The organism is Streptomyces sp. DvalAA-43 (assembly GCF_900091725.1).
GTDB classification, from domain to species: Bacteria; Actinomycetota; Actinomycetes; order Streptomycetales; family Streptomycetaceae; genus Streptomyces; species Streptomyces pulveraceus.
Genome location: NZ_FMBW01000087.1, coordinates 283,354 through 308,933, shown reverse-complemented (window position 1 = coordinate 308,933; position 25,580 = coordinate 283,354). Strand labels below are relative to the sequence as shown.

The window sequence follows — 25,580 nt, the reverse complement described above, 5'->3', positions numbered from 1 at the left end:
ACCGGGCGCTGAGCGCACGATTCAGGGGCGGTGCCGGCCGGCACCGCCCCTGAATCATGTCTCCCGCGTACGGCGGTGTCAGCCGCCGTTGACCTTTTTGGCGACCCGGTCGCCGAGGTCCTTGTCCACATTGCGCCAGTACTGGAGCGCCCGCTCCAGGACCGGGGCGCTCACACCGTCCAGCAGATGGCCGGAAATGTTCCCCACCAGCCGCTCGCGGGCCGCGTCGTCCAGGACCTTGCGCACCATCGTGCCCGCCTGGCCCCAGTCGTCGTCCTCGCGGTGCAGCTTGTACGCCTCGTGGACCATCTCGCCCGCCGTCGCCCAGCCCGCGGGGTCGCCGTAGCGCGTGGTGTCCGCGGCCGGACCCCCGTAGGAGTTCGGGGCGTAGACCGCTCCCGTACGGCTCGGCTCGTAGCGCATCGGGCCGTCCTTCGCGTACGAGTTGCGGCCGAACCGCGGACGGTTCGGGGGCAGCTGCGCGTAGTTCGGGCCGATCCGGTACCGGTGGGTGTCCGGGTACGAGAAGAGCCGGCCGAGCAGCATCTTGTCCGGCGACGGACCGATGCCGGGGACCAGGTTCGACGGCTCGAAGGACGCCTGCTCGATGTGGACGAAGAAGTCCTCCGGGTTCTCGTTCAGCGTCATCCGGCCGACTTCGATCTCCGGGTAGTCGGCGTGCGGCCACACCTTCGTGAGGTCGAACGGGTTGAACCGGTAGTCCGGCGCGTCGTCGAACGGCATCACCTGGATGTACAGCGTCCAGCTCGGGTGGTCGCCGCGCTCGATCGCCTCGTACAGGTCGCGGCGGTGGACGTCACCGTCGATACCGGCCATCCGGTCGGCCTCGTCCTGCGGGTAGAAGTCGATGCCCTGGTCGGTCTTGAAGCGGTACTTCACCCAGAACCGCTCGCCGCCCGCGTTCACCCACATATAGGTGTGCGAGCTGTAGCCGTTCATGTGGCGGTACGTCCTCGGGATACCCCGGTCGCCCATCAGCCACGTCACCATGTGCGCGGACTCGGGGGACAGGGTCCAGAAGTCCCACTGCATGTCGTGGTCGCGGACCGCGTTGTCCGGGCGGCGCTTCTGCGAGCGGATGAAGTCCTGGAACTTCATCGGGTCGCGTACGAAGAAGACCGGCGTGTTGTTGCCGACCATGTCGTAGTTGCCGTGCTCGGTGTAGAACTTCAGGGCGAATCCGCGCGGGTCCCGCCAGGTGTCCGGGGAGCCCTGCTCGCCGGCGACCGTGGAGAAGCGGGCGAGCATGGCGGTCTGCTTGCCCGGCTGGAACAGGTCGGCCTTGGTGAACTGACTGACGTCATTGGTCACCTTGAAGGTGCCGTACGCGCCGGAGCCCTTGGCGTGGACCACTCGCTCGGGGACCCGTTCACGGTTGAACTGGGCCATCTTCTCGATGAGGTAGTGGTCCTGGAGCAGGATCGGTCCGTCGGCTCCGACAGTGAGCGAGTGTTCGTCGCTCTCCACCGGGATTCCGGCGTTGTTCGTGGTGTAGGGGGTGTTCCTGGTCTTTGATTCCTCGGACACGAGCGTCCTCCCGTCGGTGGGGGTTTCGGTCAGGTCGTCTCGTTCACGACTGAAGTCAAACCCGCCGACAGGAGGTCGGCAACATTTCGCTACCCTGCGTACAGGGTTCTGCCCCGCGTCCGTTCCGGACCCTTCCGCCCGGTTTCCGCCCGTCCCTCTACTGGCCCCGGGGCGGCATCTCGAACCAGACCACCTTGCCGGTCGAGAGGCGCGTAGCCCCCCACCGCCTGGCCAGCCGGTTCACCAGGAACAGGCCGCGGCCGCCCTCGTCCATGTCACGCGCCCGGCGCTGCCGGGGCAGCTGCGGGGAGTCGTCGCCGACCTCGCAGCGCAGGATGTCGGTGCGCAGCAGCCGCAGCGTCACCGGTCGCTCCGCGTAACGCACCGCATTGGTCACCACCTCGCTGACCAGCAGCTCCACCGAGTCGGAGAGGTCGTCGAGACCCCAGCGGCTCAGCGCGCGGCGGGCCAGCCGACGGGCCCGGCCCGGAGCGGTCTCCTCGGGTTCGAGGTGCCAGTACGCGACATCGCTCGGCGCGATCCCGTCGAAGCGGGCGGCGAGCAGCGCGATGTCGTCGTCCCGGTCACCCGGACCGAGCATGTCCAGGACGTCGTCGCAGAGCGCCTCCAGCGGCGGCGAGTGGTCCGGGCCGGTCAGCCGGGCGGTGGCGGCGAGCCGTTCGCGCAGCTGCTCGATGCCGGTCCAGACGTCCCGGAGCCGGGACTCCACCAGGCCGTCGGTGTAGAGCAGCAGCGTGGCACCCGCGGGCGCGTCCAGCTCGACGGCCTCGAAGTCCACCCCGCCGACCCCGATCGGGGCGCCCGCCGGCACCCGCAGCACCTCCGCACGGCCGCCCAGATGGAGCAGGACGGGCGGCGGATGCCCGGCGTTGGCGATGGTGATCCGGTGCGCGACCGGGTCGTACACCGCGTACAGGCAGGTCGCCATGCGGTCGCTGCCGAGGCGCTGCGCCTGCTCGTCGAGGTGGTGCAGCACCTCCTGCGGCGGCAGGTCGAGCCCGGCGAGGGTCTGCGCGGTGGTGCGCAGCTGGCCCATGATCGCCGCGGAGGTCATGGAGTTGCCCATGACGTCGCCCACGACCAGGGCGACCCGGCTCCCGGGCAGCGGGATCGCGTCGTACCAGTCGCCGCCGACCCGGGCGGTCTCGGCGGCCGGCAGATAGCGGGAGGCGAGCCGGACACCGGTCGGCTGGGGCAGCGAGTCCGGCAGCATGGTGCGTTGCAACTCGTCGGCGATGTACGCCTCGCGCCCGTACAGCACGGCCTTGTCGATGCCGAGTGCGGTGTGCGTCGCCAGCTGGGCCGCGACCAGCAGGTCGTTGGCCTCGAAGGGCGGCCGTTCCGTGCCGCGCAGGAAGACGGCGGCGCCGATCACCCGTCGCCGTCCGCGCAGCGGGGCGAGGATCGCGCGGTGTCCGGTGGGCACGGTCCGGCCGGTGCCGAGCAGCTCGGGCAGCGCGGCGCGGGCCGCCGCGGAGTCGCCGAAGACCGGCCGCACCCCGCGCAGCACCTCGGCCAGCGCGCCGCCGGAACGGACCTCGCACAGCTCGGCCGCGGGCGTCAGATCGCCGTGCGGATCGATGGCGGGCAGCCGCAGGCGCTCGGTCTCCGGCGCGCTCTCGGTCTCCTCCTCGCTCAGCCGCAGCCGGTCGGACCGGCGCAGCCGCAGCACGAAGGGCGAGACCGGCCGCTCGTCGCCGACCGGGAGCGGGTCGCGGAGGTAGACCAGTATGGCGTCGGAGAACGTCGGCACACTGGCCCGGCACAGACCCAGCACGATCTCGTCCAGGTCTATGCCGCGGGCGATCCGCCGGGTGGCGGCCCCGACGAAGCGCAGCCGGTCGCCCTCGCGACGGGCCGCGGCCAGCGGGTCGAGTCCTGCGGGGCCGGTGCTCGCCGCGGGGCCGGTTCCCGGTCCCGGCGCCGCGGCCGGGTTGGGGATCGCGGCGGTGGCAGGCGAAGCGGCCGACGCGGCGTCCTGCTGCCGCGGCCGGGTGCGTTCCTGCGACCGGGCGGCGAGAGGCTGCCGGCCTTCGTGGGAGGTGGGATGCTCCGTCACGCGTGGGGTTCCGTCCGTCCGGGCCGGTTGTATGAGGCGATCACCTGTTGGGGCGTTACTGTGCCCCGGCAGGAGCGGCGATAACAACGGCTGTCATCGGATGCCCCGGAACGAGGGGCTGAAACCGGATGCTCGCGGGGTGGGCCGGTGACAACGTTTCCGGCGACGGGGCGGGCAACAGCGAGCACGTCTCCACCCCCTCGAAGTGGTTCATACGATTCTTACGACTGATGTGGCTCATACAGCTCATTCAGTGCGTGGTGCTCGTGCGGTGACTTGTGGTCAGGTCCGGTGCCGCGCCTTCCGGTTGGAGCGGTGCGGCAACTCCGGAGGACGATCCTACGTTTGTCCCCCAGAGGTCCATCAAGGGTCTCACGACGCCATACGCGAGGGGGTGCGGTCCCAGTCATCCGGAAGCGCGGGAACTCGCCATTGTGGATCGGGCCGCCAGTTCTCCCAGTCGTCCCGGAACGGGGCACCCCAGCCCTGGATCAGTTCGACGGCCGCGTGGCCCGCCTCCCGTACTTTCCGGGCGGTCTCCGGGGCCATCAGGCCGGCCCGCTGCGCCATGGCGAACTCGTCCTCGTCGTGCCAGGCCCAGCTGCGGTCGGGGTGGACGGAGATGTCGAGAAAGTGATCCTCGGAGTCGACGCCGCCCTGCCAGCGGGTGTGTGGTTCCTCCAGATTCACGTACCAGTTGCGGAACCGCCAGCCCGGCTCCCAGAACAGCCAGACCGACCACGGCTCACCGGGCCGGGCGAGCTTCAGCACACCGTTTCCCAGCCAGAGGGAGCGGGCGGTGGCGCGCGGGGCGGTGTAGCGGGTGGCGAGCGGCTCGGCGTGCACGTCCCTGCCGTCCGCCAGCACCGGCTTCACACACTCGGTGCCGGGCGCCACCCACACCGCGAGCAGTTCGTCGGTGTCCTGGGCGACGGTGACGGGGCGACAGATGTGGAACGGGTCCGCGACGCGCCCCGGCGCCCCGGACCCGCCCGGCGCTCCGTTGCGGCGGTAGCGCCACAGGATCTGATCACCCGGCGCCCAGTGCTCGATGTCTCCGGTACCTGCCATGGACGGATCTTAGAGGGATCGGGGGATCCGGGGCTGCGGCGCAGGTCACGGACGGGTCATGCGCAGCACGTCCAGAGCCTCGTCGAGCTGTTCCACGGTGAGGTCGCCGCGCTCGACGTATCCCGATTCCAGCACCACTTCGCGAATGGTCCGGCGTTCCGCGAGGGACCTCTTGGCGACCTTCGCGGCCTCCTCGTAGCCGATGTACTTGTTCAGCGGGGTGACCACGGACGGCGAGGACTCGGCGTACTCCCTGGCGCGTTCCACGTTCGCCGTGATCCCGTCGACGGTGCGGTCCGCGAGCAGCCGGGAGACGTTGGCCAGCAGCCGGACCGACTCCAGCAGGTTCTTCGCGATGACCGGGAGCATCACGTTCAGCTCGAAGTTGCCCGCCGCCCCCGCCGTGGCGACCGTGGCGTCGTTCCCCGTCACCTGGGCGGCGACCATCAGGACGGCCTCGGGGACGACCGGGTTCACCTTCCCCGGCATGATCGAGGAGCCCGGCTGGAGGTCGGGGAGGCTGATCTCGGCCAGTCCGGTGCGCGGCCCGGACGCCATCCAGCGCAGATCGTTGGAGATCTTGGTGAGCGAGACGGCGATGGTGCGGAGCTGGCCCGAGGTCTCCACGAGCCCGTCCCGCGCGCCCTGTGCCTCGAAGTGGTCCCGGGCCTCCGTCAGCGGCAGCCCGGTGGTGCGGGCGACCTCGGCGATGACGGCGGCGGAGAAGCCGGGCGGTGTGTTGATGCCGGTGCCGACGGCCGTGCCGCCCAGGGGCAGTTCGGCGAGGCGGGGGAGGGAGGCGCGCAGCCGCTCGACGCCGTACCGGATCTGTGCCGCGTAGCCGCCGAACTCCTGGCCGAGGGTGACGGGCGTGGCGTCCATCAGATGCGTACGCCCCGACTTCACGACCGTCGCGAACGCGGCGGCCTTGCGCTCCAGGGCGGCCGCGAGATGGTCCAGTGCCGGGATCAGGTCGCCGGTGACGGCGGCCGTCGCGGCGATGTGGATGGAGGACGGGAAGACGTCGTTGGACGACTGCGAGGCGTTGACGTGGTCGTTGGGGTGGACCTCGCGGCCCAGGCGCTCGGTGGCCAGCGTGGCCAGCACCTCATTGGTGTTCATGTTCGAAGAGGTGCCCGAGCCGGTCTGGAAGACGTCGACCGGGAAGTGCGCGTCCCAGCGCCCCTCGGCGACCTCGGCGGCGGCCTCCTGGATGGCCGCGGCGATGCCCGGATCCAGTACCTCCAGCTCGGCGTTCACCTTGGCGGCGGCGGCCTTGATCCGGGCCAGCGCCTCGATGTGGGACCGCTCCAGGCGCTGGCCGGAGACCGGGAAGTTCTCCACCGCCCGCTGTGTCTGGGCCCGCCACTTGGCATCCGCGGGCACCCTCACCTCGCCCATCGAATCGTGCTCGACGCGGAACTCCGGGGCGGCCGCTGGGGCCTGTGCACCGGTCTGTGACTCGTCCATCTCGTTCAACCTCCTGAAAAAGTTGAGCACTTGTCTTGTTCTGTCTATTCCCAAGTTGGCTACCGACCAGTAAATACCGTGGGTAACCACAACCCGGGGAGGCGCAATGAGGCGCACCAGGCACAGACTTCGCTGTACGGTCGCGGCCGCCGCGGCCATGGCGGCGGCACTCGGCGGCATGGCGGCCGCCGCCGGACCGGCGGGCGCGGCGGACCGGTCCGGTCCCAGCACTACCGCATCCACCCCCCTGTCGCCCGAACTGGAGGCCATCCGCGCCGCGGAAGCCACCCAGCTGTACGGAAACCCGGCCGAGCGCCCGCTCGCCGAGCGCAAGACGGGACTGATCTCGCTCGGGGACAGCGAGATCTCCGGCGAGGGCGTCGGCACGTACGAGGCCGGCACCAACGGCCCCGACAACTGGTGCCACCGCTCGCCCGACTCCGCCATCCACCGCACCGGCATCCCGGCGGACGTCACGTACAACGTCTCCTGCTCCGGCGCGTACACCGGCAACATCGTGATCGGCGGCTCGAAGCAGTACGCCGACGAGCTGGTGCAGAGCGACAACCTGGCCATCAAGGCGCGCAACACCCGCATCAAGATGATCGTGCTCGTCGCGGGTGCCAACGACGACCTCCAGTTCGGCCCGGTCATGACGGACTGTGTCACGCGCTGGGTGCTCTCCCAGGGCACCTGCCAGCCGAAGTACGAGGGCGGCTGGCAGGCGCGCGTCGACGGACTCGTCCCCAAGGTCGAGAAGACGGTGCGCGACCTGAAGACCGTCATGTCCGGGGCCGGCTACGCCGACAGCGACTACAAGCTCGTGGTCATGGGCTACCCGAGCCCCATCGGCCCGGACTTCTACGACAACCCCGACTTCCCCGGGAAGCTTCCCGGCGGCTGCGCCGGCTACGACTCCGACGCCGCCTGGGGCCGCAACACCGCCGTGCCCACCTTCGAACGCGGCATGCGCAAGGCCGCGGCCGACACCGGGGCCGTCTACCTCGACAACTCCCGGCTCTTCCACGGGCACGAGGTCTGCAGCGAGAACACCTGGGCCCGCGGCCTCTACATCGACCTCGGACACTTCCCGCCGGACTCCAACTCCCTGCGGCAGTCCTTCCACCCGAACGAGAGGGGCCACGGCGCCTTCGCGTCCTGCCTGACCCAGATCTACAACTCGAACCTGCGCGAGGCGAGCTGCGCCGACCCCGCGAGCACCGGAAAGCCGGTGCTGCAGGGCGGTGCCTGGGACGACCTCTTCCAGCCCCTGAAGAACGAGGCCACGGGCACCTGCATGGACGCCCCGGCCTCGGTGACCCGCAATGACACGAAGGTCGGCGGCTGGGACTGCCACGGCGGCCGCAACCAGGGCTGGTGGTACGACTCCGGCACGAAGACCCTCCGTACGGCGCTGAGCCACGACCGGTGCCTGGACGTGCCGGGCGCCGACTACAAGGCGGGTGCCACGCTCATCCTGTACAACTGCTCGGGCGCGGCCAACCAGCAGTTCGTGAGCCAGTCGGGCACCCTGCGCCCGGCGGCCTCGACCGGGCTGTGCCTGACCCTGGCGGGTGCCAAGGACCCGCTGAAGCTGCAGAGCTGCGACGGCGGCGCGCAGCAGCGGTTCGCGTAGGCGGGCCGTTCCGCGGCATGGGGAGGGGCGGGTCGGCCTGGGCCGTCCCGCCCCTCCGGGCCGTTCGGCGCGGGTCAGCCGGACGTGACGAACGCGCCCAGCGCGGCGGCCAGATGACCGGGGTCCGCCGCCCCGCACAGCTCGCGCGCCGAGTGCATGGACAGCCCCGGCACCCCCACGTCGACCGTCGGCACACCCAGCCGGGCCGCGGTGATCGGGCCGATCGACGTACCGCACGTCATCGCGTTGTTGGAGACGAAGGGCTGCCACGGCACGCCCGCCCGCTCGCAGGCCGCCGCGAACACCGCCATGCCGGTGCCGTCGGTGGCGTACCGCTGGTTGACGTTGACCTTGAGCGCGGGGCCGCCGTTCGGCAGCGCGTGGTGGTCCGGGTCGTGCCGCTCCGCGTAGTTGGGGTGCACCGCGTGGGCCATGTCGGCGGAGACGCAGAAGGCGCCGGACAGGGCCCGCGACCAGTCCTCCGGGCCGCCGCCGCGCGCGGTGACCGAGCGGCCCAGGACCCGTTCCAGCAGCGGCCCCTGCGCCCCCGTGTCCGAACCGCTGCCGACCTCCTCGTGGTCGAAGGCGGCCAGCACCGGGATGTACGCGGGCGCCTCTGCCGCGGTCGCCGCACCCGTCAGGGCCGTGACGCCCGCGTGCACGGACACCAGGTTGTCCAGCCGCGACGCCACCACGAACTCCCGGTCCGCGCCCAGGTATCCGGGCGGCTGGACGTCGTGCAGCATCAGGTCCCAGCCCAGCACCTCGTCCGGCTCCACCTCGGCGGCCGCCGCCACCCGGCGCAGCAGCGCACCTTCCTCGCGCGCGCCGAGCGCCCACACCGGGGCGAGATGGCGCTGCCGGTCGAGCGCGAGCCCGTCGTTGACGGAATGGTCCAGGTGGATGGCCAACTGCGGTACGCGCAGCAGGGGTTCGTCGATCCGCACGAGCCGGGAGCCGGTCCCGCCGCCCGGGGTGCGCAGCGCGAGCCGTCCGGAGATGCCGAGGTCGCGGTCGAGCCAGGTGTTCAGCGGAACGCCGCCGTAGATCTCCACCCCGATCTGCCGCCAGCCCGCGCAGGCGGTGTCGGGAGCGGGCTTGACCCGAAGATTCGGCGAATCGGTGTGGGTGCCGACGATCCGGAAGGGGGTGTGCGCCGGGGCGCCCTCGGGGACGTACCAGGCGATCAGCGCACCACCGTGGGCGACGAAACTGCCGCCGGTCGTGCCCGTCCAGTCGTCCGTGCCCCGCAGTTCGCGGAATCCGGCCTTCTCCAGGCGCTGGGCGGCACTGGCCACCGCGTGGTACGGGGAGGGACTGGCGCTGATGAAGGACAGCAGGTCGTCGCTGTGGCTTCGGTGGGGCAGCGGCGTCATCGGGCGTCCGCCTTTCCGGTGTTCGACGGTGAGGGTGGAGGAACCCGCGCCGGGTCGCCGGGGGCGGCACACTGCGGGCGTTGTGCGGGGCGAGGGGTGGCGGGGTGCTCCAGGAACGCCCGACAACCCACCAAAGCGGTCCGGTACGGCGCAAGTCCGTGGCGCGGCCCGCTGCGGGAAAGCGGCGGTGCCGGACCGCCCGCGCCGCGCGGGGGCTCGGGGCGGGCGGGGGCGCGCGGGACGGCCCGCCGGATGCCCGGCCCCTCGCCGGCCGTCTCAAGATTGGCTGAATAGTGTCGTACGCGAGTCCTCATCGCTCCGGCCCGCCGGGATCGACGCCGGCGCGGGAGGCGGGGGAGTGGGTGGCGCGGGCGTCGGCCCGGCCGCGCGCCCCGGAGACCCGGACGAGGAACACCACGGCGACCACGACGGCCGCCCCGTGCGACCAGGCGACGACGGTCAGCGGGCTGTACCTGTCGAGCGCCGCCGCGACCAGGATCATGCCGACGCCGAACCCGAGGTTCTCGACGGTCGCGGAGAGCCCGAAGGCGTGCGCGCGCAGACCGGCGGGGAGCGTCTGCAGATGGGAGGTGTACGAGACCTCCGTGAGCCCGTCGGCCGCACCCGCCACCAGGGCGATCACGGCGGTCGCCGCCGAGGGGAACCCGGCGAACGCCAGGATGAACGCCCCCGACATCAGACAGGTGCCGTACCCGAAGCCCGGCGCGCCCACCGCCCGCCCGGTGCGCCCGGCGTACCGCTGGATCACCTGCTGCACGGCGACGTTCCCCAGCGCCCACAGACACCAGAACGCGCTGACGAACACGGCGGGGTGCGTGGCGTCGAGCGCGGCGGAGTGGACCGGCAGGGCGGCGTTGTGGGAGGACGAACCGAAGGCGTCCACACTCCGCAGCACCACCATCAGACCGAGACCGGGCACGGCGGCCGACGCCAGGAACGCGCCCGGCCGCCGCCACCGGCCCGGCCGCCCCTTCTCCCGCGTACCCCGGCCGGAATCCCCCTCCGAATCCAGCCGGGCGTCCTTTCCCCCGCCCCCGCCCGGGGCTCGCCTGCCCCCGCCCGGGATCGGCAGCAGTGCCACCGTCACGGCACAGACCACAAAGGTGATCAGGTCCACCACGAACGCTGCCGTGTAGCCGACGAGCGAGACCACCACGCCCGCGGAGGCGAAGCCCGCCACCATCGCCAGCGAACGCCCCGTGATGGAAAGGGAGTTCGCCCAGGACCGCCGGTCGTCACCGACCATCTCCGGAATGGAGCTCCGCAGCGCCACCATGAAGAGCGTCCCGCAGGCGCCCACCACCACGGACACGGCCAGCAAGGCCCCCGTACGCATCCCCCCGGGCGCGAGGACCAGCAGCAGCATCACCGCCGCCTGCGCCACATTCGCCCACCACATCAGGCTCTTCGCGGTGAACCGGGCGAGGAGACCACCGGCCGTCAGCCCGGCGACGAATCCGGACGCCAGCCGCACGGCCATGAACAGGCCCATCGCGAGCGCCCGGCCCGTCGTCTCGTAGACGAACAGATTGAGCGCCACCATGTTCAGGAAGGTGCCGTACGAGGACAGCGCGTAACCCGCGATCAGGAATCGGAAACGGCGTTCCCCGCGCGCCCGGCCGGCCGGACCGCCGTCCCCGGCCCGCTCCGGTCGGCCGTCCGCCTGTCCGATGTCGTGCGTCACCGGCTCATACTCACCGAGCGTGCGCGTTCACCCATGCCCGCGCGATTGCACGAATGTAATCTGCATGGTTGTGAAGGACGATCATTCCGGCCCACGGGCGTGTGATTGCCGCGAATCGTCATCGGACCGCGTCTGTGACCCGGCCCTCGCGGCCTATCGCCGCGCGCTCACGGACGGAAGCCTTCCGGCGGCCGAGGTGCCCGGCTGTCTGAGCGCCCTGCATCTGATGGTGGCGGATCGCGACGCACCGGGGCGGCTGGTCCCCGTACCCCCCGAGACCGCTTCGTTCGATGTGCTCGGACCCATCGAGGCGGCGATCGCCCGGCAGCGCCGCACACTGCGTTCGGCCCGCGCCGCCCTGGCCGAGTTCGAGGGCCTGTACGCGGACGCGCACCGGCTCGAACCGTCCGCGCTCACCCGGCTCTCCGGCGAGGCCGTCATCGGCAAGGCGCTCGAAGCGGGCGTCGCGGGCTGCCGGGAGGAGGTCCGCACGGCCCACCCGGGCGGGGGCCGTCCCGTGCACGTACTGGAACAGTCGCTGCCCAGGGACCTGCGCAATCTGCGCCGGGGCATCCGGCAGCGGACCATCTACCAGCACACGGTCCGCTCGGACCGTACGACGCTCGCCTACATCGAGCGGGTGACGACCGAGGGCGCCGAGGTCCGCACGCTCGCCGAGGTCGCCGACCGGATCATCGTCTTCGACCGCGACCTCGCGTTCGTCCCGTTCTCCGACGAGCCGCACCGCGCCCTGCGCATCCAGCACCCGGCCCTGGTCCGCTTCCTGGCGCGGCACTTCGACGAGGCCTGGGCGCGCGCGGTCCCGGTCCGCCCGGAACGGGTGCCGCTGCGCACCCCGGTCGTCACCTCCGACCTGCAACGGACCATCCTGCAGGCGGTCGTGGGCGGCGAGACGGACGAGTCGATCGCCCGGCGGCTCGGCATGAGCCGCCGCAGCGTCGCCGAGCACGTGCGCCGGGTCTCGGAGCAGCTGGGCAGCAACAGCCGGGCCCAACTCGGCTACCTGGTCGCGACATCGGGCCTGCTGGAGGCATGAGACCGCAGGCATGAGAACGCAGGCATGAGAACGGCCTCGCGGGACGCTCCGGCCGGAACGCCCCGCGAGGCAGGTCTTCGTACCGGGGATCCGGTCTTCGTACCGGGGGTCAGGCGAGACCCGGACCCCGTACCGGAATGCTGGTGAACGTCGGCGCCGGGGCGGGCTCGGTGAAGAAGTCGTTGCCCTTGTCGTCGACGACGATGAACGCGGGGAAGTCCTCGACCTCGATCCGCCAGACCGCCTCCATGCCGAGCTCCTCGTACTCGACGACCTCGACCTTCTTGATGCAGTCCTGCGCGAGGCGCGCGGCGGGGCCGCCGATCGAGCCGAGGTAGAAACCGCCGTGCGCGTCGCACGCGTCGGTGACCTGCTTGGACCGGTTGCCCTTGGCCAGCATCACCTTGGAGCCGCCCGCCGCCTGGAACTGCGCGACATAGCTGTCCATGCGGCCGGCCGTCGTCGGGCCGAAGGAGCCGGAGGCGTACCCCTCGGGCGTCTTCGCCGGGCCCGCGTAGTAGACCGGGTGGTCCTTCAGGTACTGCGGCATCTCCTCGCCCGCGTCCAGCCGCTCCTTGATCTTGGCGTGCGCGATGTCGCGGGCCACGACCAGCGGGCCGGTCAGCGAGAGCCGGGTCTTGACCGGGTACTTGGTCAGCTCGGCGAGGATCTCGTCCATCGGCCGGTTGAGGTCGATCCGTACGACGTCGCCCGACTCGTCCAGGTGCTCGTCGGTGGTGTCCGGGAGGAAGCGGGCCGGGTCCTTCTCCAGCTGCTCCAGGAAGACGCCCTCGGCCGTGATCTTCGCGGTGGCCTGACGGTCCGCCGAGCAGGACACGGCGATCGCCACGGGCAGCGAGGCGCCGTGCCGGGGGAGGCGGACGACGCGCACGTCGTGGCAGAAGTACTTGCCGCCGAACTGGGCGCCGATGCCGATCTTCTGCGTCAGCTCGAAGACCTTCTCCTCCAGCTCCTTGTCACGGAAGCCGTGACCGGTGGGGGAGCCCTCGGCGGGCAGCTCGTCCAGGTAGTGCGCGGAGGCGTACTTCGCGGTCTTGAGCGCGAACTCGGCCGACGTACCGCCGACGACGATCGCCAGGTGGTACGGCGGGCAGGCGGCCGTACCCAGCGAACGGATCTTCTCCTCCAGGAACTTCATCATGGAGGCCTCGTTCAGCACGGCCTTCGTCTCCTGGAAGAGGAACGACTTGTTGGCCGAGCCGCCGCCCTTCGCCATGAAGAGGAACTTGTACGCGCCGCCGTCGGTGGCGTACAGCTCGACCTGCGCGGGGAGGTTCGAGCCGGTGTTCTTCTCCTCCCACATGGTGAGCGGAGCCATCTGCGAGTAGCGGAGGTTGAGCTTGGTGTAGGCGTCGAAGATGCCGTGCGACAGCGCCTCCTCGTCACCGCCCTCGGTCAGCACGTTCTGTCCGCGCTTGCCCATGACGATCGCGGTGCCGGTGTCCTGGCACATCGGCAGCACGCCCGCGGCCGCGATGTTCGCGTTCTTCAGCAGGTCGAGCGCGACGAACTTGTCGTTGGACGACGCCTCGGGGTCGTCCACGATCCGCCGCAGCTGCGCCAGGTGGGCGGGGCGCAGATAGTGCGAGATGTCGTGCATGGCCTCGGCGGCCAGGGTGCGCAGCGCCTCCGGAGCGACCTTGAGGAACGTACGACCGTCGGCCTCGAAGGTGGAGACACCCTCGGAGGTCACCAGACGGTACGGCGTGGTGTCCTCTCCCAGGGGGAGCAGATCGGAGTACGCAAACTCTGGCATTACGGCCATTCCTCACTCGGCAGACAGCGGCTGACCTCCCTTGGGCAGCGCATCCACCAGGGTAGAACGCCGCAGGGGCGCCGAAGCTGTGAGGTAAGGCTCAGTTCGGGGGTGCGACACGGCGGAGGCGCGGCAAGGGCTAGTCGCGATCTATCGCGTTTGGGTACGCTGGGCCGGTGGACCTCGAAAAGCAGCCCCAGCAGTCAGCGACCCCGGCGCAGCCGGTCGGCATCCGCGCCTCGGACGCGGACCGCGACCGGATCGCGGACATCCTGCGGGAAGCCATGGCCGAGGGCCGGCTCACCGCCGACGAGCACGCCGAGCGGGTCGACGCGGTCTACCGCGCCAAGACCGTCGGCGAGCTGGAGCCGCTGGTACAGGATCTGCCCGCCCCGGCGGGCGCGGCCCGCACGGCCGCTCACGGTGTCCACGGCCACGAGAGCCCCACGGGCCCCGCCGACAACCTCGTCGCGATCTTCAGCAGCTCGACCCGCAAGGGCCGTTGGCGGGTCGGCAGTCGTACGAACGCCTTTGCGCTCTTCGGCAGTGTGGAGGTCGATCTGACCGAGGCGCTTTTCGGTCAGAGACTGACGGTCATCAATGCGACGTCCGTCTTCGGGAGCGTCGAGGTCAAGGTCCCCGAGAACATCTCGCTGCGCGGCAGCGGCACGGGCGTCTTCGGCAATTTTGAAGTCGCCACACTGGAATCCGCGGACCCCGAGGCGCCGGTGGTCGTCGTCAACGGCTATTCCGTGTTCGGCAGCGTCGAGGCGAAGCCCAAGCGCGGCAAGTTCATCGCGGATCTCCAGGACCGTCTGCGCAAATACCTCGGATAGACCTCGGGCAGACCTCCGGCAGATCTCGGATAGGCCGCGGATAGGCCTCGGGTGGATCCCGGATAGGAACGACACGCTCCGCGGGGGTCCCGGAAACTCCCGCGAGCCCCTTCTAAATCAAGCCAAATTCCTGATCGACGGCAATTCCGCCCCACGGGCCGGGCACCACTCAGTGCATGGGCGTGCGTACAGCGGGTAGGGAATCCTGCATCGTCTCTCGCTCGCGAAGCCGTCGTCAGGAGTAGACCGTGCTGCAACTGCCGCATCAGCCCCTCCAGGTCGCCGCCGTCCCTCCCCAGCGCACCCCTGCGCGGGAGGACCAGGCGGGCCCCTGGCATTCGGAGGCGGTGTGCCGCCGGGACGAAGCCGGGCTGTTCTTCGCTCCGTCGAAGGAGCCGACTGCTGCGAGACTCGCGCGCGAGGAGTCCGCGAAGCGGGTCTGCGCGCGCTGTCCCGTGATGATCGAGTGCCAGGAGCACGCGCTCATACAGCCCGAGCCGTACGGAGTGTGGGGCGGGCTCACCGCCGCCGAGCGCCGGGTGGTGCTCGCCCGTCGCAGACGGCGCGAGATGGAGCTCAAGGCCGCGTCCGCGTCCTCCGGTGCGACGGAGCGTGTCGCCGCGGCGGGCTGACCGGTCGGCCGGTCCGGGCCCGCGCGGCCCGTACGCGCCCGCACTGCCTCGGTACGCACCACCTCGGTACGCACCACCTCGGTACGCACTGCCTCGACGGCGGCTACGCGAAGAGGCGCCCCCACCGCACACGGGGGCGCCTCTTCGCGTTCTGCTGCCGGGGTTCCGGTGTTCCTGTTCCTGTTCCGGAGAACCCGGGCGGGGTCCTACTTCGCGCGGTCGAAGTCGATCGCGCTGTAGGCGCGCAGCTTCGAGAGCCGGTGGGTGGAGTCGATCTTCCGGATGGTGCCGGACTTGGACCGCATGACGATCGACTCGGTGGTCGCGGTCTCCGCCCGGTACCGCACGCCGCGCATCAGCTCACCGTCCGTGATGCCGGTCGCGACGAAGAACACGTTGTCGCCGCTGACCAGGTCGTCGGTGGACAGCACCCGGTCCAGGTCGTGCCCGGCGTCCAGTGCGCGCTGCCGTTCGGCCTCGTCCTTGGGCCAGAGCTTGCCCTGGATGACGCCGCCGAGGCACTTTATGGCGCAGGCCGAGATGATGCCCTCGGGGGTGCCGCCGATGCCCATCAGCAGGTCGACGCCGGTCCCTTCGCGGGCGGCCATGATCGAGCCCGCGACATCGCCGTCGGAGATGAACTTGATCCGGGCGCCGGTCTCGCGGATCTCCTTGACGATGCCCTCGTGGCGCGGGCGGTCGAGGACGACGACGGTGACGTCCTCGGGGGCGGAGTTCTTCGCCCTCGCGACCCGGCGGATGTTCACCGAGACGGGGGCGTTGATGTCGACGAAGTCGGCGGCCTCGGGGCCGGTGACCAGCTTGTCCATGTAGAAGACGGCCGACGGGTCGAACATGGCGCCGCGGTCCGCGGCGGCCAGGACGGCGATCGCGTTCGGCATGCCCTTGGCGTTCAGGGTCGTGCCGTCGATCGGGTCCACGGCGATGTCGACCTCGGGGCCGGTGCCGTCGCCGACGCGCTCGCCGTTGAACAGCATGGGGGCCTCGTCCTTCTCACCCTCACCGATGACGACGATGCCGTTCATCGAGACGGTGGAGACGAGGGTCCGCATGGCCTTCACGGCGGCGCCGTCGGCGCCGATCTTGTCGCCGCGGCCCACCCAGCGCCCGGCTGCCATGGCGGCGGCCTCGGTGACCCGGACCAGCTCCAGGGCGAGGTTGCGGTCGGGGGCCTCGGGGGAGACCTCGAGCTGAGACGGTAGATGGTGCTCGGACATCGAAGCGCACCTTTCTGTACGGCGACGACCGGAAGAGGGTGCTGTGACTCTATCGTCAGGTCGACAAAATGAGCAGACCGGGTCACTTATGAGCGACTTATGAGCGGCTGCCCCCGGGTCGGGCCCATCGGGCCTAATGCGACCATGGACCCGTGGCTAGCAAGCGAGGCAAGCAGACGGTGCGGGACATGTTCCTGTCGATGGCGGTCATCTCCGCTGCGGCAGGGGTTGTTTACATCTTCGTTCCGCACGACGAGAACGCCAACCCGGTCAAGGCGGTCGACTACCGGGTGGAGCTCCTGACGGCCCGGCGCGCGGCGCCGTATCCCGTGGTCGCCCCGGACGGACTGACCGAGAAGTGGAAGCCGACCTCGGTCAGCTACGACCGCAAGGCGGGCAACAGCTGGCACCTGGGCTTCCTCGACCCGGACGGCAAGTACGTCGCGGTGGAGCAGTCCACGTCCCCGGCGAAGAAGTACGTGACCGAGGTCAGCCAGGACGCCAGGAACACCGGCCGTACGCAGCAGGTCGCGGGCGAGACCTGGCAGCACTGGAAGGGCTCGAAGTACGACGCCCTCGTGCGACACGAGGAGGGCTCGACCACGGTGGTCACGGGTTCCGCCTCGCCGGAGCGGCTGGCGGAGATGGCCGCCGCGCTCAAGTCGTCCTGATCGTCCTGACGCCCCCCGGGGTGCACGGCAGCCGCGCACGGCTCTTCCCGCGTTCATCGTTCATGCGGAAGGCCCTGGAGCACCGAGGTGCTCCAGGGCCTTCCGCATGTGCGCGTGGCGACGGTCAGACGGTCGTGACGACCTCGTCGTAGGCCAGACGCGGCAGACGCGGGAACCAGGCGTCCTCGCCCGGCTTGCCGATGTTGACGACCATCAGCACGTTGTGGTCGCCGTCCAGGAACTCCTTCTCGATGCCCGCGGCGTCGTAGCCGGTCATCGGGCCCGCGGCCAGGCCGGCGGCGCGGACGCCGATGATGAAGTACGCGGCCTGCAGCGCGCCGTTCAGCGCGGCGGCCGACTCGCGGACCGGGCGCTCGGAGAAGAAGGCGTCCTTGGCCTGCGGGAAGTGCGGCAGCAGGGCCGGGAGCTCCTCGTGGAACTCGTTGTCGGTGGCCAGGATCGCGACCAGCGGGGCGGTCGAGGTCTTCGGCTGGTTGCCCTCGGCCATGTGCTTCACGAGGCGCGCGCGGGCGTCGTCGGAGCGGACCAGGATGACGCGCAGCGGCGACTGGTTGAACGCGGTGGGCCCGTACTTGACCAGGTCGTAGATCGCCTGGACCTGCTCCTCGGTCACCGGCTCGTCGGAGAAGGTGTTGGCGGTGCGGGCCTCACGGAAGAGGAGGTCCTGGGCGGCGGGGTCAAGAGCGAGGGACATCGTGCGTATTACCTTCCGGATGTACACGGGGATCGAGCAACGACGATCACGGTAACGGAGAGGTAGGTTAATGTTCAACTAAAACGGGAGCCGAGTGATGGGTCCCACAGCGCGCTCAGCCGTTGTCGGCCGCCGTGCCGCCGCTCTCCTGGGTGTCTGCCGGACCCGCGAGGGCCGCGTCCAGCCGGGCGCGCGCGCCTTCCAGCCAGTGCCGGCACACCTTCGCCAGCTCCTCGCCCCGCTCCCAGAGCGCGAGCGACTCCTCCAGCGTCGTACCGCCCGCCTCCAGGCGGCGCACCACCTCGATCAGCTCGTCGCGGGCCTGCTCGTAGCCGAGCGTGCCCGTGGCACCAGCCGCCGTAGTCGCGTCGTCCGTCATGCGTCCCACCCTACGTTCCGGCCCACCGGGAGCCTGTGACCTCGTCCGTCCATACCCGCGCACGCGACACCCGCGCGCACGTCCGCGCCACCGCGCGCATCTTCGACACCCGCGCACATACCTGCGACACCGCGCACACCTGCGACTACTCCGACCGGTCCGCGCCCGGAGCCGTCCGCCCCGCCACCGGGGGCGCTCACTCGCTCACCCGTACGGCGAACTCGCCGCCCGAGACCCGCGCCCGGAGCACATCACCCGGCGCCCCGGCGTCCTCGGGAGCCCGTACGACATGGCCGTCGGCCCGCTGGAGCACCGCGTAGCCGCGCTCCAGCGTCGCCGCGGGCGACAGCGCGACCACCCGCGCCCGGGTGTGGGCGAGCTCCGAGTCGGCCCGGTCCAGCAGATGGCCCAGCACCCGCCGGCTCCGCCCGGTCAGCGCGTCGGTCTCCGCCGCGCGCTCGTCCACCATCCGCTGAGGGTGCTCCATCGACGGCCGGCCCAGGGCGTGCGCCAGCCCCCGCTCCTCCCGGTCCAGCAGCCCCCGTACCGACCGCAGCGCACGGTCGCGCAGCTGCCGCACCCGGTCCAGCTCCTCGCCCACGTCCGGCACGATCTTCTTCGCCGCGTCCGTCGGCGTGGAGGCGCGCAGGTCCGCGACCAGGTCGAGCAGCGGCGAGTCGGGCTCATGGCCGATCGCCGACACCACCGGCGTACGGCAGGCGGCCACCGTCCGGATCAGCTGCTCGTCCGAGAACGGCAGCAGGTCCTCCACACTGCCGCCGCCCCGCGCCACGACGATCACGTCGACGTCCGGCAGGTCGTCCAGCTCCTTCACCGCCTGGACCACCTGATTCACCGCGTGCACACCCTGCACCGCCGCATTGCGCACCTCGAAGCGGACCGCGGGCCACCGCCGCCGGGCGTTCTCCAGGACATCGCGCTCGGCCGCCGACGCCCGCCCGCAGACCAGGCCGATCAGCTGCGGCAGGAACGGCAGCGGCTTCTTCCGGTCGAGCGCGAAGAGGCCCTCCGAGGCCAGCGACTTCTTCAGCTGCTCCAGACGGACCAGCAGCTCGCCGATGCCGACCGGCCTTATCTCCGTGGCCCGCAGGGACAGCTGGCCACGGGGCGCGTACCACTCGGGCTTGGCCAGGACGACGACCCGCGCCCCCTCCGTCACCACATCCGCGATCCGGTCGAAGACCTGCCGGAAGCACGTCACACTCACCGAGATGTCCTGCGACGGGTCGCGCAGCGTCAGGAACACCACCCCGGCACCCGGCCGCCGCGACAGCTGGGTGATCTGCCCCTCGACCCAGACCGCCCCGAGCCGGTCGATCCAGCCCCCGATCAGCCGCGACACATCACCTACGGGCAGCGGAGCTTCCGCGGACGTCTGGAGAGCCATGCGAGCGAGCGTATCGGCCCCCACCGGCAACCGGGCACCACCGGCCACCGGGCGTCTCCGGCCACCGGGCGTCTCCGACCACCGGGCGTCTCCGACCACTGGGCGTCACCGGGAACCCGGCGCCCCACGCGAGCTGCCCCGCCGCCCCACAACCGACCCCGCCGCCTCGGCCTCACCCCGTACGCCGCCCCCACTGCAACGCCAGCACCACCAGCCCCACCCCGAACCAGCACGCCCCCACCAGCTGAGCGCTCCCGGTCGCCTCCACGATCACCGCGATCAGCACCCCCGCACCCACCACCGGCACCAGCACATGACGCCACCAGCTCGGCGGTCCCTCCATCCGGCGTACGGCGAACCAGCCGACCACCGACGCGTGCAGCAGCACGAAGGCCGTCAGCGCGCCGATGTCGACGACCGACACCAGATGGTCCAGCCCGTCGGCGCGCCGGGCCGCCCACACCGCGGCGATCAGCGTCACCGTCGCGGCCAGCAGGATGGCGAGCCGCGGCACCCCGGACCGGGGGTCGACCTTCGCGAGCACCCGGGGCAGCCGCCGTTCCCGGGCCATCGCGAAGAGCAGCCGGCCCGCCGCCGCCTGCCCGGCCAGCGCCGCGAAGGCCGCCCCGATCGCCTTGCTCACCGCCACCAGATCGTGCAGCCAGCCCCCGACCGCCGAGTCCACCGTGTCGTAGAACGCCGACCCCTGCGCGGCCGGATCGGCGGCCAGCTCCGCCGACGTCATCGGTTCGAGCAGCGCCGCCAGATACGCCTGCGCGACGAACAGCACACCCGCGAGCACCAGACAGAACAGCAGCGCCCGCGCCACCTTCGCCGAGCCCCCGGTCACCTCCTCCGCGAACGAGGCGATCGCGTCGAAGCCCAGATACGACAGCACCGCCACCGACACCGCCCCCAGCACCGCCGACATGGAGAAGTGGGAGTCACCGGTCAGCGGAGTCAGCCAGCCGCGCTGCGCCCCGTCCCGTACGAGAACCACCACCGCCGACACCAGGAACACCGCCAGCACCACGATCTCCATCGCGAGCACCGCGAAGCCGACCCGGGCGGCGGCCCGCACACCCCACAGGTTGAGCAGCGTGGTGACGACGACGGCGAGCGCCGTCCACACCCAGCGCGACACCGACGGCACCAGCGAATTCAGCGCGATCCCGGAGAAGAGGTAGGCGACCGCCGGGATCAGCAGATAGTCGAGCATCGCCATCCACCCGGCGATGAACCCCGGCCCCTCCCCGAGCCCCTTGCGCGCGTAGGCGAAGACCGAGCCCGCCAGCGGGGCGACCCGGACCATCTGGGCGTAGCTGAACGCCGTGAACGCCATCACCACCGTCGCCGCGACATAGACGAGCGCGACGGCGCCGTCGGACTTCGCGTCGAGCGTGCCGAACACCCCGACGGGCGCCATCGGCGCGATGAACAGGAGCCCGTAGACCACCAGATCCCGGAAACCGAGCGTCCGCCGCAGCCTGCCGTCCTCCGTGTGCGCCCCCGCCGTCCCGGCCGTTTCCGCGCCCCCGCTCCCGCCGCTGCCACCGCTGCCGCTCTCCGACATGAGCCCTCCCTGGGTCGCGTACCGATCAGTCTCGCCACCCGGCCGATCTTCCGCGCGTTCGACTCGGCCTTACGATGGGTCGCATGACTGCTACGACACCTCGCCGCGTCCTGCTCGCCGCTCCCCGTGGCTACTGCGCGGGCGTGGACCGTGCCGTGATCGCCGTGGAGAAAGCCCTGGAGCAGTACGGCTCCCCGGTGTACGTACGCCACGAGATCGTCCACAACAAGTACGTCGTACAGACCCTGGAGAAGAAGGGCGCGATCTTCGTCGAGGAGACGGCGGAGGTCCCCGAGGGCTCGATCGTGATGTTCTCCGCGCACGGCGTCGCGCCGACCGTGCACGAGGAGGCGGCCGAGCGGAAGCTCGCCACGATCGACGCGACCTGCCCCCTGGTCACCAAGGTCCACAAGGAAGCCGTCCGCTTCGCGCAGGACGACTTCGACATCCTCCTGATCGGCCACGAGGGCCACGAGGAGGTCATCGGCACCTCCGGCGAGGCCCCCGACCACATCACGCTGGTCGACGGCCCCGAGGATGTCGCCGGTGTCGAGGTCCGCGACCCGTCCAAGGTCGTCTGGCTCTCCCAGACCACGCTCTCCGTCGACGAGACGATGGAGACCGTCGGCGCGCTCAAGGAGAAGTTCCCGCTCCTGATCTCGCCGCCCAGCGACGACATCTGCTACGCCACGCAGAACCGCCAGATCGCGGTGAAGCAGATGGGCGAGGACGCCGATCTCGTGATCGTCGTCGGCTCCAAGAACTCCTCCAACTCCGTCCGCCTGGTCGAGGTCGCCCTCGGCGCCGGCGCGAACGACGCCCATCTGGTCGACTTCGCCGAAGAGATCGACGAGGCCTGGCTGGAGGGTGTCTCCACGGTCGGCGTCACCTCCGGTGCGTCGGTTCCCGAGGTGCTGGTCGACGGCGTGCTGGCCTGGCTGTCCGAGCGCGGCTTCGAGGACGTGGAGATCGTGAAGGCGGCCGAGGAGTCCATCACCTTCTCGCTGCCCAAGGAGCTCCGCCGCGATCTGCGCGCCGAGGCCGCCGCGCTCACGGAGAAGTAGCGTTCCGGGGAGTGGGCCGGGCCGCCTGCCCGTACCGTGGACTGCATGCAGATCTTCGGCGTGGACATCGGCGGATCCGGGATCAAGGGCGCTCCCGTGGACCTGGACCGCGGAGACCTGGCGCAGGAGCGCCACAAAGTGCTGACACCGCACCCGGCCACGCCCAAGGGCGTGGTCGAGTGCGTGGCCGAGGTCGTCGGCCATTTCGACTGGTCGGGCCCGGTGGGCGTCACCTTCCCGGGCGTCGTCACCGACGGGGTCACCCGTACCGCCGCCAACGTCGACAAGGGCTGGATCGACACGGACGCCCGCGGACTGATCGGTGACCGGCTTGGCCTCCCCGTCACCGTGCTGAACGACGCGGACGCGGCCGGCATCGCGGAGATGACCTTCGGCGCGGGCCGGGGCCGCAAGGGGACCGTGATCGTGCTGACCCTCGGTACGGGGATCGGCAGCGCCCTCTTCGTCGACGGCCGGCTCGTCCCCAACACCGAGCTGGGCCACCTGGAGCTGAACGGCCACGACGCGGAGAAGCACGCCTCCACCAAGGCCAAGGAGGACGAGGACCTGAGCTGGCACCACTGGGCGCACCGGGTGCAGAAGTACCTGGCCCATGTGGAGATGCTGTTCTCGCCCGAACTCTTCATCATCGGCGGCGGGGTCAGCCGCAAGGCCGACAAGTTCCTGCCCCTGATCGAGCACGTACGGGCCGAGATGGTGCCGGCGGAGCTGCAGAACAACGCCGGCATCGTGGGCGCGGCGATGGCGGCCTCGGGCCGCTAGGTGTTTCTGTCCGGCGGATCAGGACCGGACAGGCCCTGATCCGCCGGAGCCGGAGCCGGAGCCGGAGCCGGAGCCGGAGCCTGCTCCTGCGCCTACCGCCGCGGGCGGCGCGGTCCCTGCGGGGGGCGCGGCGTCTGTGCGGCGAGCGGGCCGCGGCGGTGCCGCTGACGCATAAGCCGGACCTTCCGTACGGTCGCGATGAGCCCGGCGATGAGCGTTCCGCCGTACAGCCACCCGGCGTGCACGGCGAGCGCGGTGACGACCGCCATGGTCTGGCCGCCGAAGCCGCCCGTGCCGCCGGAGATCGGGATGACGCCGACGGCGAACGCGATCGGCACGATGATCGGTGCCGTCACCAGGTCCGCGGGCCGCACCCACAGCGCCGTCAGCGCGCAGACCGGCAGGAACAGCACCCCGAACACCACCGCCGAACCGTCGAGGGCCAGCAGATCGAGGCAGGCGATCACGAACATGGCGGCGGCGGCGAAGAGCCCGGCCCCGATGCCGGTCAGCCGGGGATTGGGCAGCCGGCGCAGCGCGAGCACGACGGGCGGCACCGGACGGGAGCGGCCCTCCGGCGGGCTCACCACCTGGTAGACGGTCGCGGTTTCCTCGATGGTGCCCTGCGGGGACAGCGGGGCCTGATGAGACTGCCTGCGCTGCGGGGGACGTGTCCTGTGCTGCTCCACCGGGACAACGTAGGTCTCCGGACGGGCGGAAACAGGTGCGGGACACGCCCTTTGGTCGACCTAGGGGATGAGTTCGATGCCACACGGCCGAACGGGAACCGGATCGGTGCCCGACCGGACCCGTGGGTACCCGGTCGCCCCCGCCCGTAAACTGGAGAATCGGCCCACCCGGGCCCGCAGCGTTCCCGCCCACCTCCTCACTCCTCAGGAAGTCGCCAACGTGTCGCTCACGATCGGAATCGTCGGCCTGCCGAATGTCGGCAAGTCGACCCTGTTCAACGCCCTGACCAAGAACGACGTGCTGGCGGCCAACTACCCGTTCGCCACGATCGAGCCGAACGTGGGCGTCGTCGGCGTCCCCGACGCCCGCCTGAACAAGCTGGCCGAGATCTTCGGCTCCCAGCGGCTTCTCCCCGCGACGGTCGACTTCGTCGACATCGCCGGCATCGTCCGGGGCGCTTCGGAGGGCGAGGGCCTGGGCAACAAGTTCCTCGCGAACATTCGCGAGTCGGACGCGATCTGCCAGGTCATCCGCGCCTTCAAGGACGAGAACGTCGTCCACGTCGACGGCAAGGTCTCGCCCAAGGACGACATCGAGACGATCAACACCGAGCTGATCCTCGCCGACCTCCAGTCCGTCGAGAAGGCCGTCCCGCGCCTCACCAAGGAGTCCCGCCTCCAGAAGGAGAAGGTCGCGGTCCTCGCCGCGGTCGAGGAGGCCCAGAAGATCCTGGAGTCGGGCCAGACCCTCTTCGCCGCGGGCATCACCGCCGGCACCGAGAAGGGCAAGCTCCTCCACGAGCTGCACCTCCTGACCACCAAGCCCTTCCTCTACGTCTTCAACGTCGACGAGGACGAGCTGGTCGACGAGGACTTCAAGAACGAGCAGCGCGCCCTGGTCGCCCCCGCCGAGGCGATCTTCCTCAACGCCAAGATCGAGTCCGAGCTGATCGAGCTCGACGACGACGAGGCCCTCGAACTCCTCCAGTCCATGGGCCAGGAAGAGCCCGGCCTGGCCACCCTCGGCCGCGTCGGCTTCGACACCCTGGGCCTGCAGACCTACCTCACGGCGGGTCCGAAGGAAGCCCGAGCCTGGACGATCAAGAAGGGCGCCACGGCCCCCGAGGCGGCCGGTGTGATCCACACCGACTTCCAGAAGGGCTTCATCAAGGCGGAGATCATCTCCTACGAGGACCTCGTCGAAACCGGCTCGGTCGCCGAGGCCCGCGCCAAGGGCAAGGCGCGCATGGAGGGCAAGGACTATGTGATGCAGGACGGGGATGTGGTGGAGTTCCGCTTCAACGTCTAGCCGTGACATGCCGCCACATCGCTGATCTGGTAAACAAGCAGGTCAGAGGGGGTCCAGCCTTTCAAGGTTGGGCCCCTGGTCGTTTCCCGTGCTGGGGTCGTGGGGTGGCTCGTCAAGGCGCGGTGGATTCACGGTGCGGCCTGGGGGCGAGCTCTTTGTCCGGTGTCGGCGTCCTGGACCAGTTGCTGTTCTGCGGCCAGGCTGCGGAGCATCACCCGAATCCCCGGGGCGATGTGCCGTGCCCTGTGCGGTGCCGCAGGGGGCACGCCACCACCGGGGCAGAGCTGGGCGTTGTCAGCTTTCCCAGTCGACGGATGCCACGGTCCCGTCGCGGGCCACCTTGACGGCAAGGAGTTCGTCGCTGGTCACGGCGTCGATCGTGTAGTCCATGACGATCCGGGTCTCGGCCTCTCCGGTCGGGTGCCACAGGCCGATCCGGACGGGGTGCATGGCGGCGGTGAACGCGTCGACGCTGTTCGGTTCGCCGTTCGCTTCCCGGGTGAGGCGCTTGATCACTTCGGCGTCGTCTGCCCGTGCACGAGCCGCGCGGCCTGCTCGAATCG

Annotated in this window: 22 protein-coding genes; 8 read left to right on the top strand and 14 right to left on the bottom strand. The window is 70.8% G+C overall.

Annotation, left to right across the window (positions count from 1 at the left end):
- Window positions 1-78: 78 nt before the first annotated feature.
- The 4 genes from GA0115234_RS36205 to GA0115234_RS36190 form a co-directional block, all read right to left on the bottom strand.
- The gene (locus GA0115234_RS36205) at window positions 79-1,548 is read right to left on the bottom strand and encodes a catalase (RefSeq protein ID WP_093550178.1); all 1,470 of its coding nucleotides are present in this window, start codon (window positions 1,546-1,548) and stop codon (window positions 79-81) included.
- A gap of 157 nt (window positions 1,549-1,705) precedes the next feature.
- Window positions 1,706-3,628 carry a SpoIIE family protein phosphatase gene (locus GA0115234_RS36200; RefSeq protein WP_093550176.1) on the bottom strand — a complete coding sequence of 641 codons (1,923 nt, stop codon included), beginning with the start codon at window positions 3,626-3,628 and terminating at the stop codon, window positions 1,706-1,708.
- 372 nt (window positions 3,629-4,000) lie between these two features.
- Complete coding sequence (locus GA0115234_RS36195) at window positions 4,001-4,699, bottom strand: cytidylyl-2-hydroxypropylphosphonate hydrolase (protein WP_093550174.1); 699 nt, start codon at window positions 4,697-4,699, stop codon at window positions 4,001-4,003.
- Between the two features lie 45 nt (window positions 4,700-4,744).
- Window positions 4,745-6,169 (bottom strand): class II fumarate hydratase, encoded by a 1,425-nt coding sequence (locus tag GA0115234_RS36190; RefSeq protein ID WP_093550172.1) that lies wholly within the window; start codon window positions 6,167-6,169, stop codon window positions 4,745-4,747.
- 106 nt (window positions 6,170-6,275) lie between these two features.
- On the opposite strand from GA0115234_RS36190, the gene GA0115234_RS36185 reads away from it, so the two are divergent.
- The gene (locus tag GA0115234_RS36185) at window positions 6,276-7,805 is read left to right on the top strand and encodes a ricin-type beta-trefoil lectin domain protein (protein ID WP_093550170.1); all 1,530 of its coding nucleotides are present in this window, start codon (window positions 6,276-6,278) and stop codon (window positions 7,803-7,805) included.
- 74 nt (window positions 7,806-7,879) lie between these two features.
- Here GA0115234_RS36185 and GA0115234_RS36180 read toward each other — a convergent pair whose 3' ends face one another.
- Together GA0115234_RS36180 and GA0115234_RS36175 are read right to left on the bottom strand one after the other, a co-directional pair.
- On the bottom strand, window positions 7,880-9,181 hold the full coding sequence (locus tag GA0115234_RS36180) for a M18 family aminopeptidase (protein WP_093550168.1): 1,302 nt from the start codon (window positions 9,179-9,181) through the stop codon (window positions 7,880-7,882).
- 310 nt (window positions 9,182-9,491) lie between these two features.
- On the bottom strand, window positions 9,492-10,886 hold the full coding sequence (locus GA0115234_RS36175; RefSeq protein ID WP_343335967.1) for an MFS transporter: 1,395 nt from the start codon (window positions 10,884-10,886) through the stop codon (window positions 9,492-9,494).
- 70 nt (window positions 10,887-10,956) lie between these two features.
- Here GA0115234_RS36175 and GA0115234_RS36170 point away from each other — a divergent pair, with 70 nt between their 5' ends.
- The gene (locus GA0115234_RS36170; protein ID WP_093550465.1) at window positions 10,957-11,943 is read left to right on the top strand and encodes a LuxR C-terminal-related transcriptional regulator; all 987 of its coding nucleotides are present in this window, start codon (window positions 10,957-10,959) and stop codon (window positions 11,941-11,943) included.
- Window positions 11,944-12,052: 109 nt separating this feature from the next.
- Here the strand turns inward: GA0115234_RS36170 and GA0115234_RS36165 are convergent, their stop codons facing one another.
- A complete protein-coding gene (locus GA0115234_RS36165) occupies window positions 12,053-13,720 on the bottom strand; it encodes a fumarate hydratase (RefSeq protein WP_161275725.1) in 1,668 nt (555 codons plus the stop codon).
- 176 nt (window positions 13,721-13,896) lie between these two features.
- Here GA0115234_RS36165 and GA0115234_RS36160 point away from each other — a divergent pair, with 176 nt between their 5' ends.
- Complete coding sequence (locus tag GA0115234_RS36160; protein ID WP_093550164.1) at window positions 13,897-14,556, top strand: DUF1707 SHOCT-like domain-containing protein; 660 nt, start codon at window positions 13,897-13,899, stop codon at window positions 14,554-14,556.
- Between the two features lie 248 nt (window positions 14,557-14,804).
- The gene (locus GA0115234_RS36155) at window positions 14,805-15,188 is read left to right on the top strand and encodes a WhiB family transcriptional regulator (protein ID WP_093550162.1); all 384 of its coding nucleotides are present in this window, start codon (window positions 14,805-14,807) and stop codon (window positions 15,186-15,188) included.
- Between the two features lie 206 nt (window positions 15,189-15,394).
- On the opposite strand, the gene glpX is transcribed toward GA0115234_RS36155, so the two are convergent.
- Window positions 15,395-16,426, bottom strand: a complete 1,032-nt coding sequence (gene glpX, locus GA0115234_RS36150) for a class II fructose-bisphosphatase (RefSeq protein WP_093550160.1) — start codon at window positions 16,424-16,426, stop codon at window positions 15,395-15,397.
- Window positions 16,427-16,578: 152 nt separating this feature from the next.
- On the opposite strand from glpX, the gene GA0115234_RS36145 reads away from it, so the two are divergent.
- Complete coding sequence (locus tag GA0115234_RS36145) at window positions 16,579-17,097, top strand: DUF4245 domain-containing protein (protein ID WP_093550158.1); 519 nt, start codon at window positions 16,579-16,581, stop codon at window positions 17,095-17,097.
- 124 nt (window positions 17,098-17,221) lie between these two features.
- On the opposite strand, the gene GA0115234_RS36140 is transcribed toward GA0115234_RS36145, so the two are convergent.
- The 4 genes from GA0115234_RS36140 to GA0115234_RS36125 form a co-directional block, all read right to left on the bottom strand.
- Complete coding sequence (locus tag GA0115234_RS36140) at window positions 17,222-17,812, bottom strand: malonic semialdehyde reductase (protein WP_093550156.1); 591 nt, start codon at window positions 17,810-17,812, stop codon at window positions 17,222-17,224.
- 115 nt (window positions 17,813-17,927) lie between these two features.
- Window positions 17,928-18,191, bottom strand: coding sequence for an exodeoxyribonuclease VII small subunit (locus GA0115234_RS36135; protein ID WP_093550155.1), 264 nt, complete (start codon window positions 18,189-18,191; stop codon window positions 17,928-17,930).
- 196 nt (window positions 18,192-18,387) lie between these two features.
- Complete coding sequence (gene xseA, locus GA0115234_RS36130) at window positions 18,388-19,599, bottom strand: exodeoxyribonuclease VII large subunit (RefSeq protein ID WP_093550153.1); 1,212 nt, start codon at window positions 19,597-19,599, stop codon at window positions 18,388-18,390.
- A 172-nt stretch (window positions 19,600-19,771) separates the two neighbouring features.
- Window positions 19,772-21,172 carry an APC family permease gene (locus GA0115234_RS36125; RefSeq protein ID WP_093550151.1) on the bottom strand — a complete coding sequence of 467 codons (1,401 nt, stop codon included), beginning with the start codon at window positions 21,170-21,172 and terminating at the stop codon, window positions 19,772-19,774.
- A gap of 74 nt (window positions 21,173-21,246) precedes the next feature.
- Here GA0115234_RS36125 and GA0115234_RS36120 point away from each other — a divergent pair, with 74 nt between their 5' ends.
- Together GA0115234_RS36120 and ppgK are read left to right on the top strand one after the other, a co-directional pair.
- Window positions 21,247-22,236 carry a 4-hydroxy-3-methylbut-2-enyl diphosphate reductase gene (locus GA0115234_RS36120; protein WP_176729371.1) on the top strand — a complete coding sequence of 330 codons (990 nt, stop codon included), beginning with the start codon at window positions 21,247-21,249 and terminating at the stop codon, window positions 22,234-22,236.
- A 45-nt stretch (window positions 22,237-22,281) separates the two neighbouring features.
- A complete protein-coding gene (gene ppgK / locus GA0115234_RS36115; RefSeq protein ID WP_093550147.1) occupies window positions 22,282-23,019 on the top strand; it encodes a polyphosphate--glucose phosphotransferase in 738 nt (245 codons plus the stop codon).
- Between the two features lie 92 nt (window positions 23,020-23,111).
- Here ppgK and GA0115234_RS36110 read toward each other — a convergent pair whose 3' ends face one another.
- Window positions 23,112-23,708 carry a DUF6542 domain-containing protein gene (locus tag GA0115234_RS36110; RefSeq protein ID WP_353788224.1) on the bottom strand — a complete coding sequence of 199 codons (597 nt, stop codon included), beginning with the start codon at window positions 23,706-23,708 and terminating at the stop codon, window positions 23,112-23,114.
- Window positions 23,709-23,928: 220 nt separating this feature from the next.
- Here GA0115234_RS36110 and ychF point away from each other — a divergent pair, with 220 nt between their 5' ends.
- Window positions 23,929-25,017, top strand: a complete 1,089-nt coding sequence (gene ychF / locus GA0115234_RS36105; RefSeq protein WP_093550145.1) for a redox-regulated ATPase YchF — start codon at window positions 23,929-23,931, stop codon at window positions 25,015-25,017.
- 294 nt (window positions 25,018-25,311) lie between these two features.
- Here ychF and GA0115234_RS36100 read toward each other — a convergent pair whose 3' ends face one another.
- Window positions 25,312-25,533 carry a DUF2004 domain-containing protein gene (locus tag GA0115234_RS36100; RefSeq protein WP_176729370.1) on the bottom strand — a complete coding sequence of 74 codons (222 nt, stop codon included), beginning with the start codon at window positions 25,531-25,533 and terminating at the stop codon, window positions 25,312-25,314.
- Between the last annotated feature and the right edge of the window lie 47 nt (window positions 25,534-25,580).

What these genes read in the sequence shown, in the direction of transcription:
- GA0115234_RS36135 (WP_093550155.1), bottom strand. Translation starts at nt 18,191, where the DNA reads ATGACGGACGACGCGACTACGGCGGCTGGTGCCACGGGCACGCTCGGC.
- GA0115234_RS36140 (WP_093550156.1), bottom strand. Translation starts at nt 17,812, where the DNA reads ATGTCCCTCGCTCTTGACCCCGCCGCCCAGGACCTCCTCTTCCGTGAG.
- glpX (WP_093550160.1), bottom strand. Translation starts at nt 16,426, where the DNA reads ATGTCCGAGCACCATCTACCGTCTCAGCTCGAGGTCTCCCCCGAGGCC.
- GA0115234_RS36165 (WP_161275725.1), bottom strand. Translation starts at nt 13,720, where the DNA reads ATGCCAGAGTTTGCGTACTCCGATCTGCTCCCCCTGGGAGAGGACACC.
- GA0115234_RS36195 (WP_093550174.1), bottom strand. Translation starts at nt 4,699, where the DNA reads ATGGCAGGTACCGGAGACATCGAGCACTGGGCGCCGGGTGATCAGATC.
- GA0115234_RS36120 (WP_176729371.1), top strand. Translation starts at nt 21,247, where the DNA reads ATGGGTCGCATGACTGCTACGACACCTCGCCGCGTCCTGCTCGCCGCT.
- ppgK (WP_093550147.1), top strand. Translation starts at nt 22,282, where the DNA reads ATGCAGATCTTCGGCGTGGACATCGGCGGATCCGGGATCAAGGGCGCT.
- GA0115234_RS36190 (WP_093550172.1), bottom strand. Translation starts at nt 6,169, where the DNA reads ATGGACGAGTCACAGACCGGTGCACAGGCCCCAGCGGCCGCCCCGGAG.
- GA0115234_RS36125 (WP_093550151.1), bottom strand. Translation starts at nt 21,172, where the DNA reads ATGTCGGAGAGCGGCAGCGGTGGCAGCGGCGGGAGCGGGGGCGCGGAA.
- xseA (WP_093550153.1), bottom strand. Translation starts at nt 19,599, where the DNA reads ATGGCTCTCCAGACGTCCGCGGAAGCTCCGCTGCCCGTAGGTGATGTG.
- GA0115234_RS36180 (WP_093550168.1), bottom strand. Translation starts at nt 9,181, where the DNA reads ATGACGCCGCTGCCCCACCGAAGCCACAGCGACGACCTGCTGTCCTTC.
- GA0115234_RS36185 (WP_093550170.1), top strand. Translation starts at nt 6,276, where the DNA reads ATGAGGCGCACCAGGCACAGACTTCGCTGTACGGTCGCGGCCGCCGCG.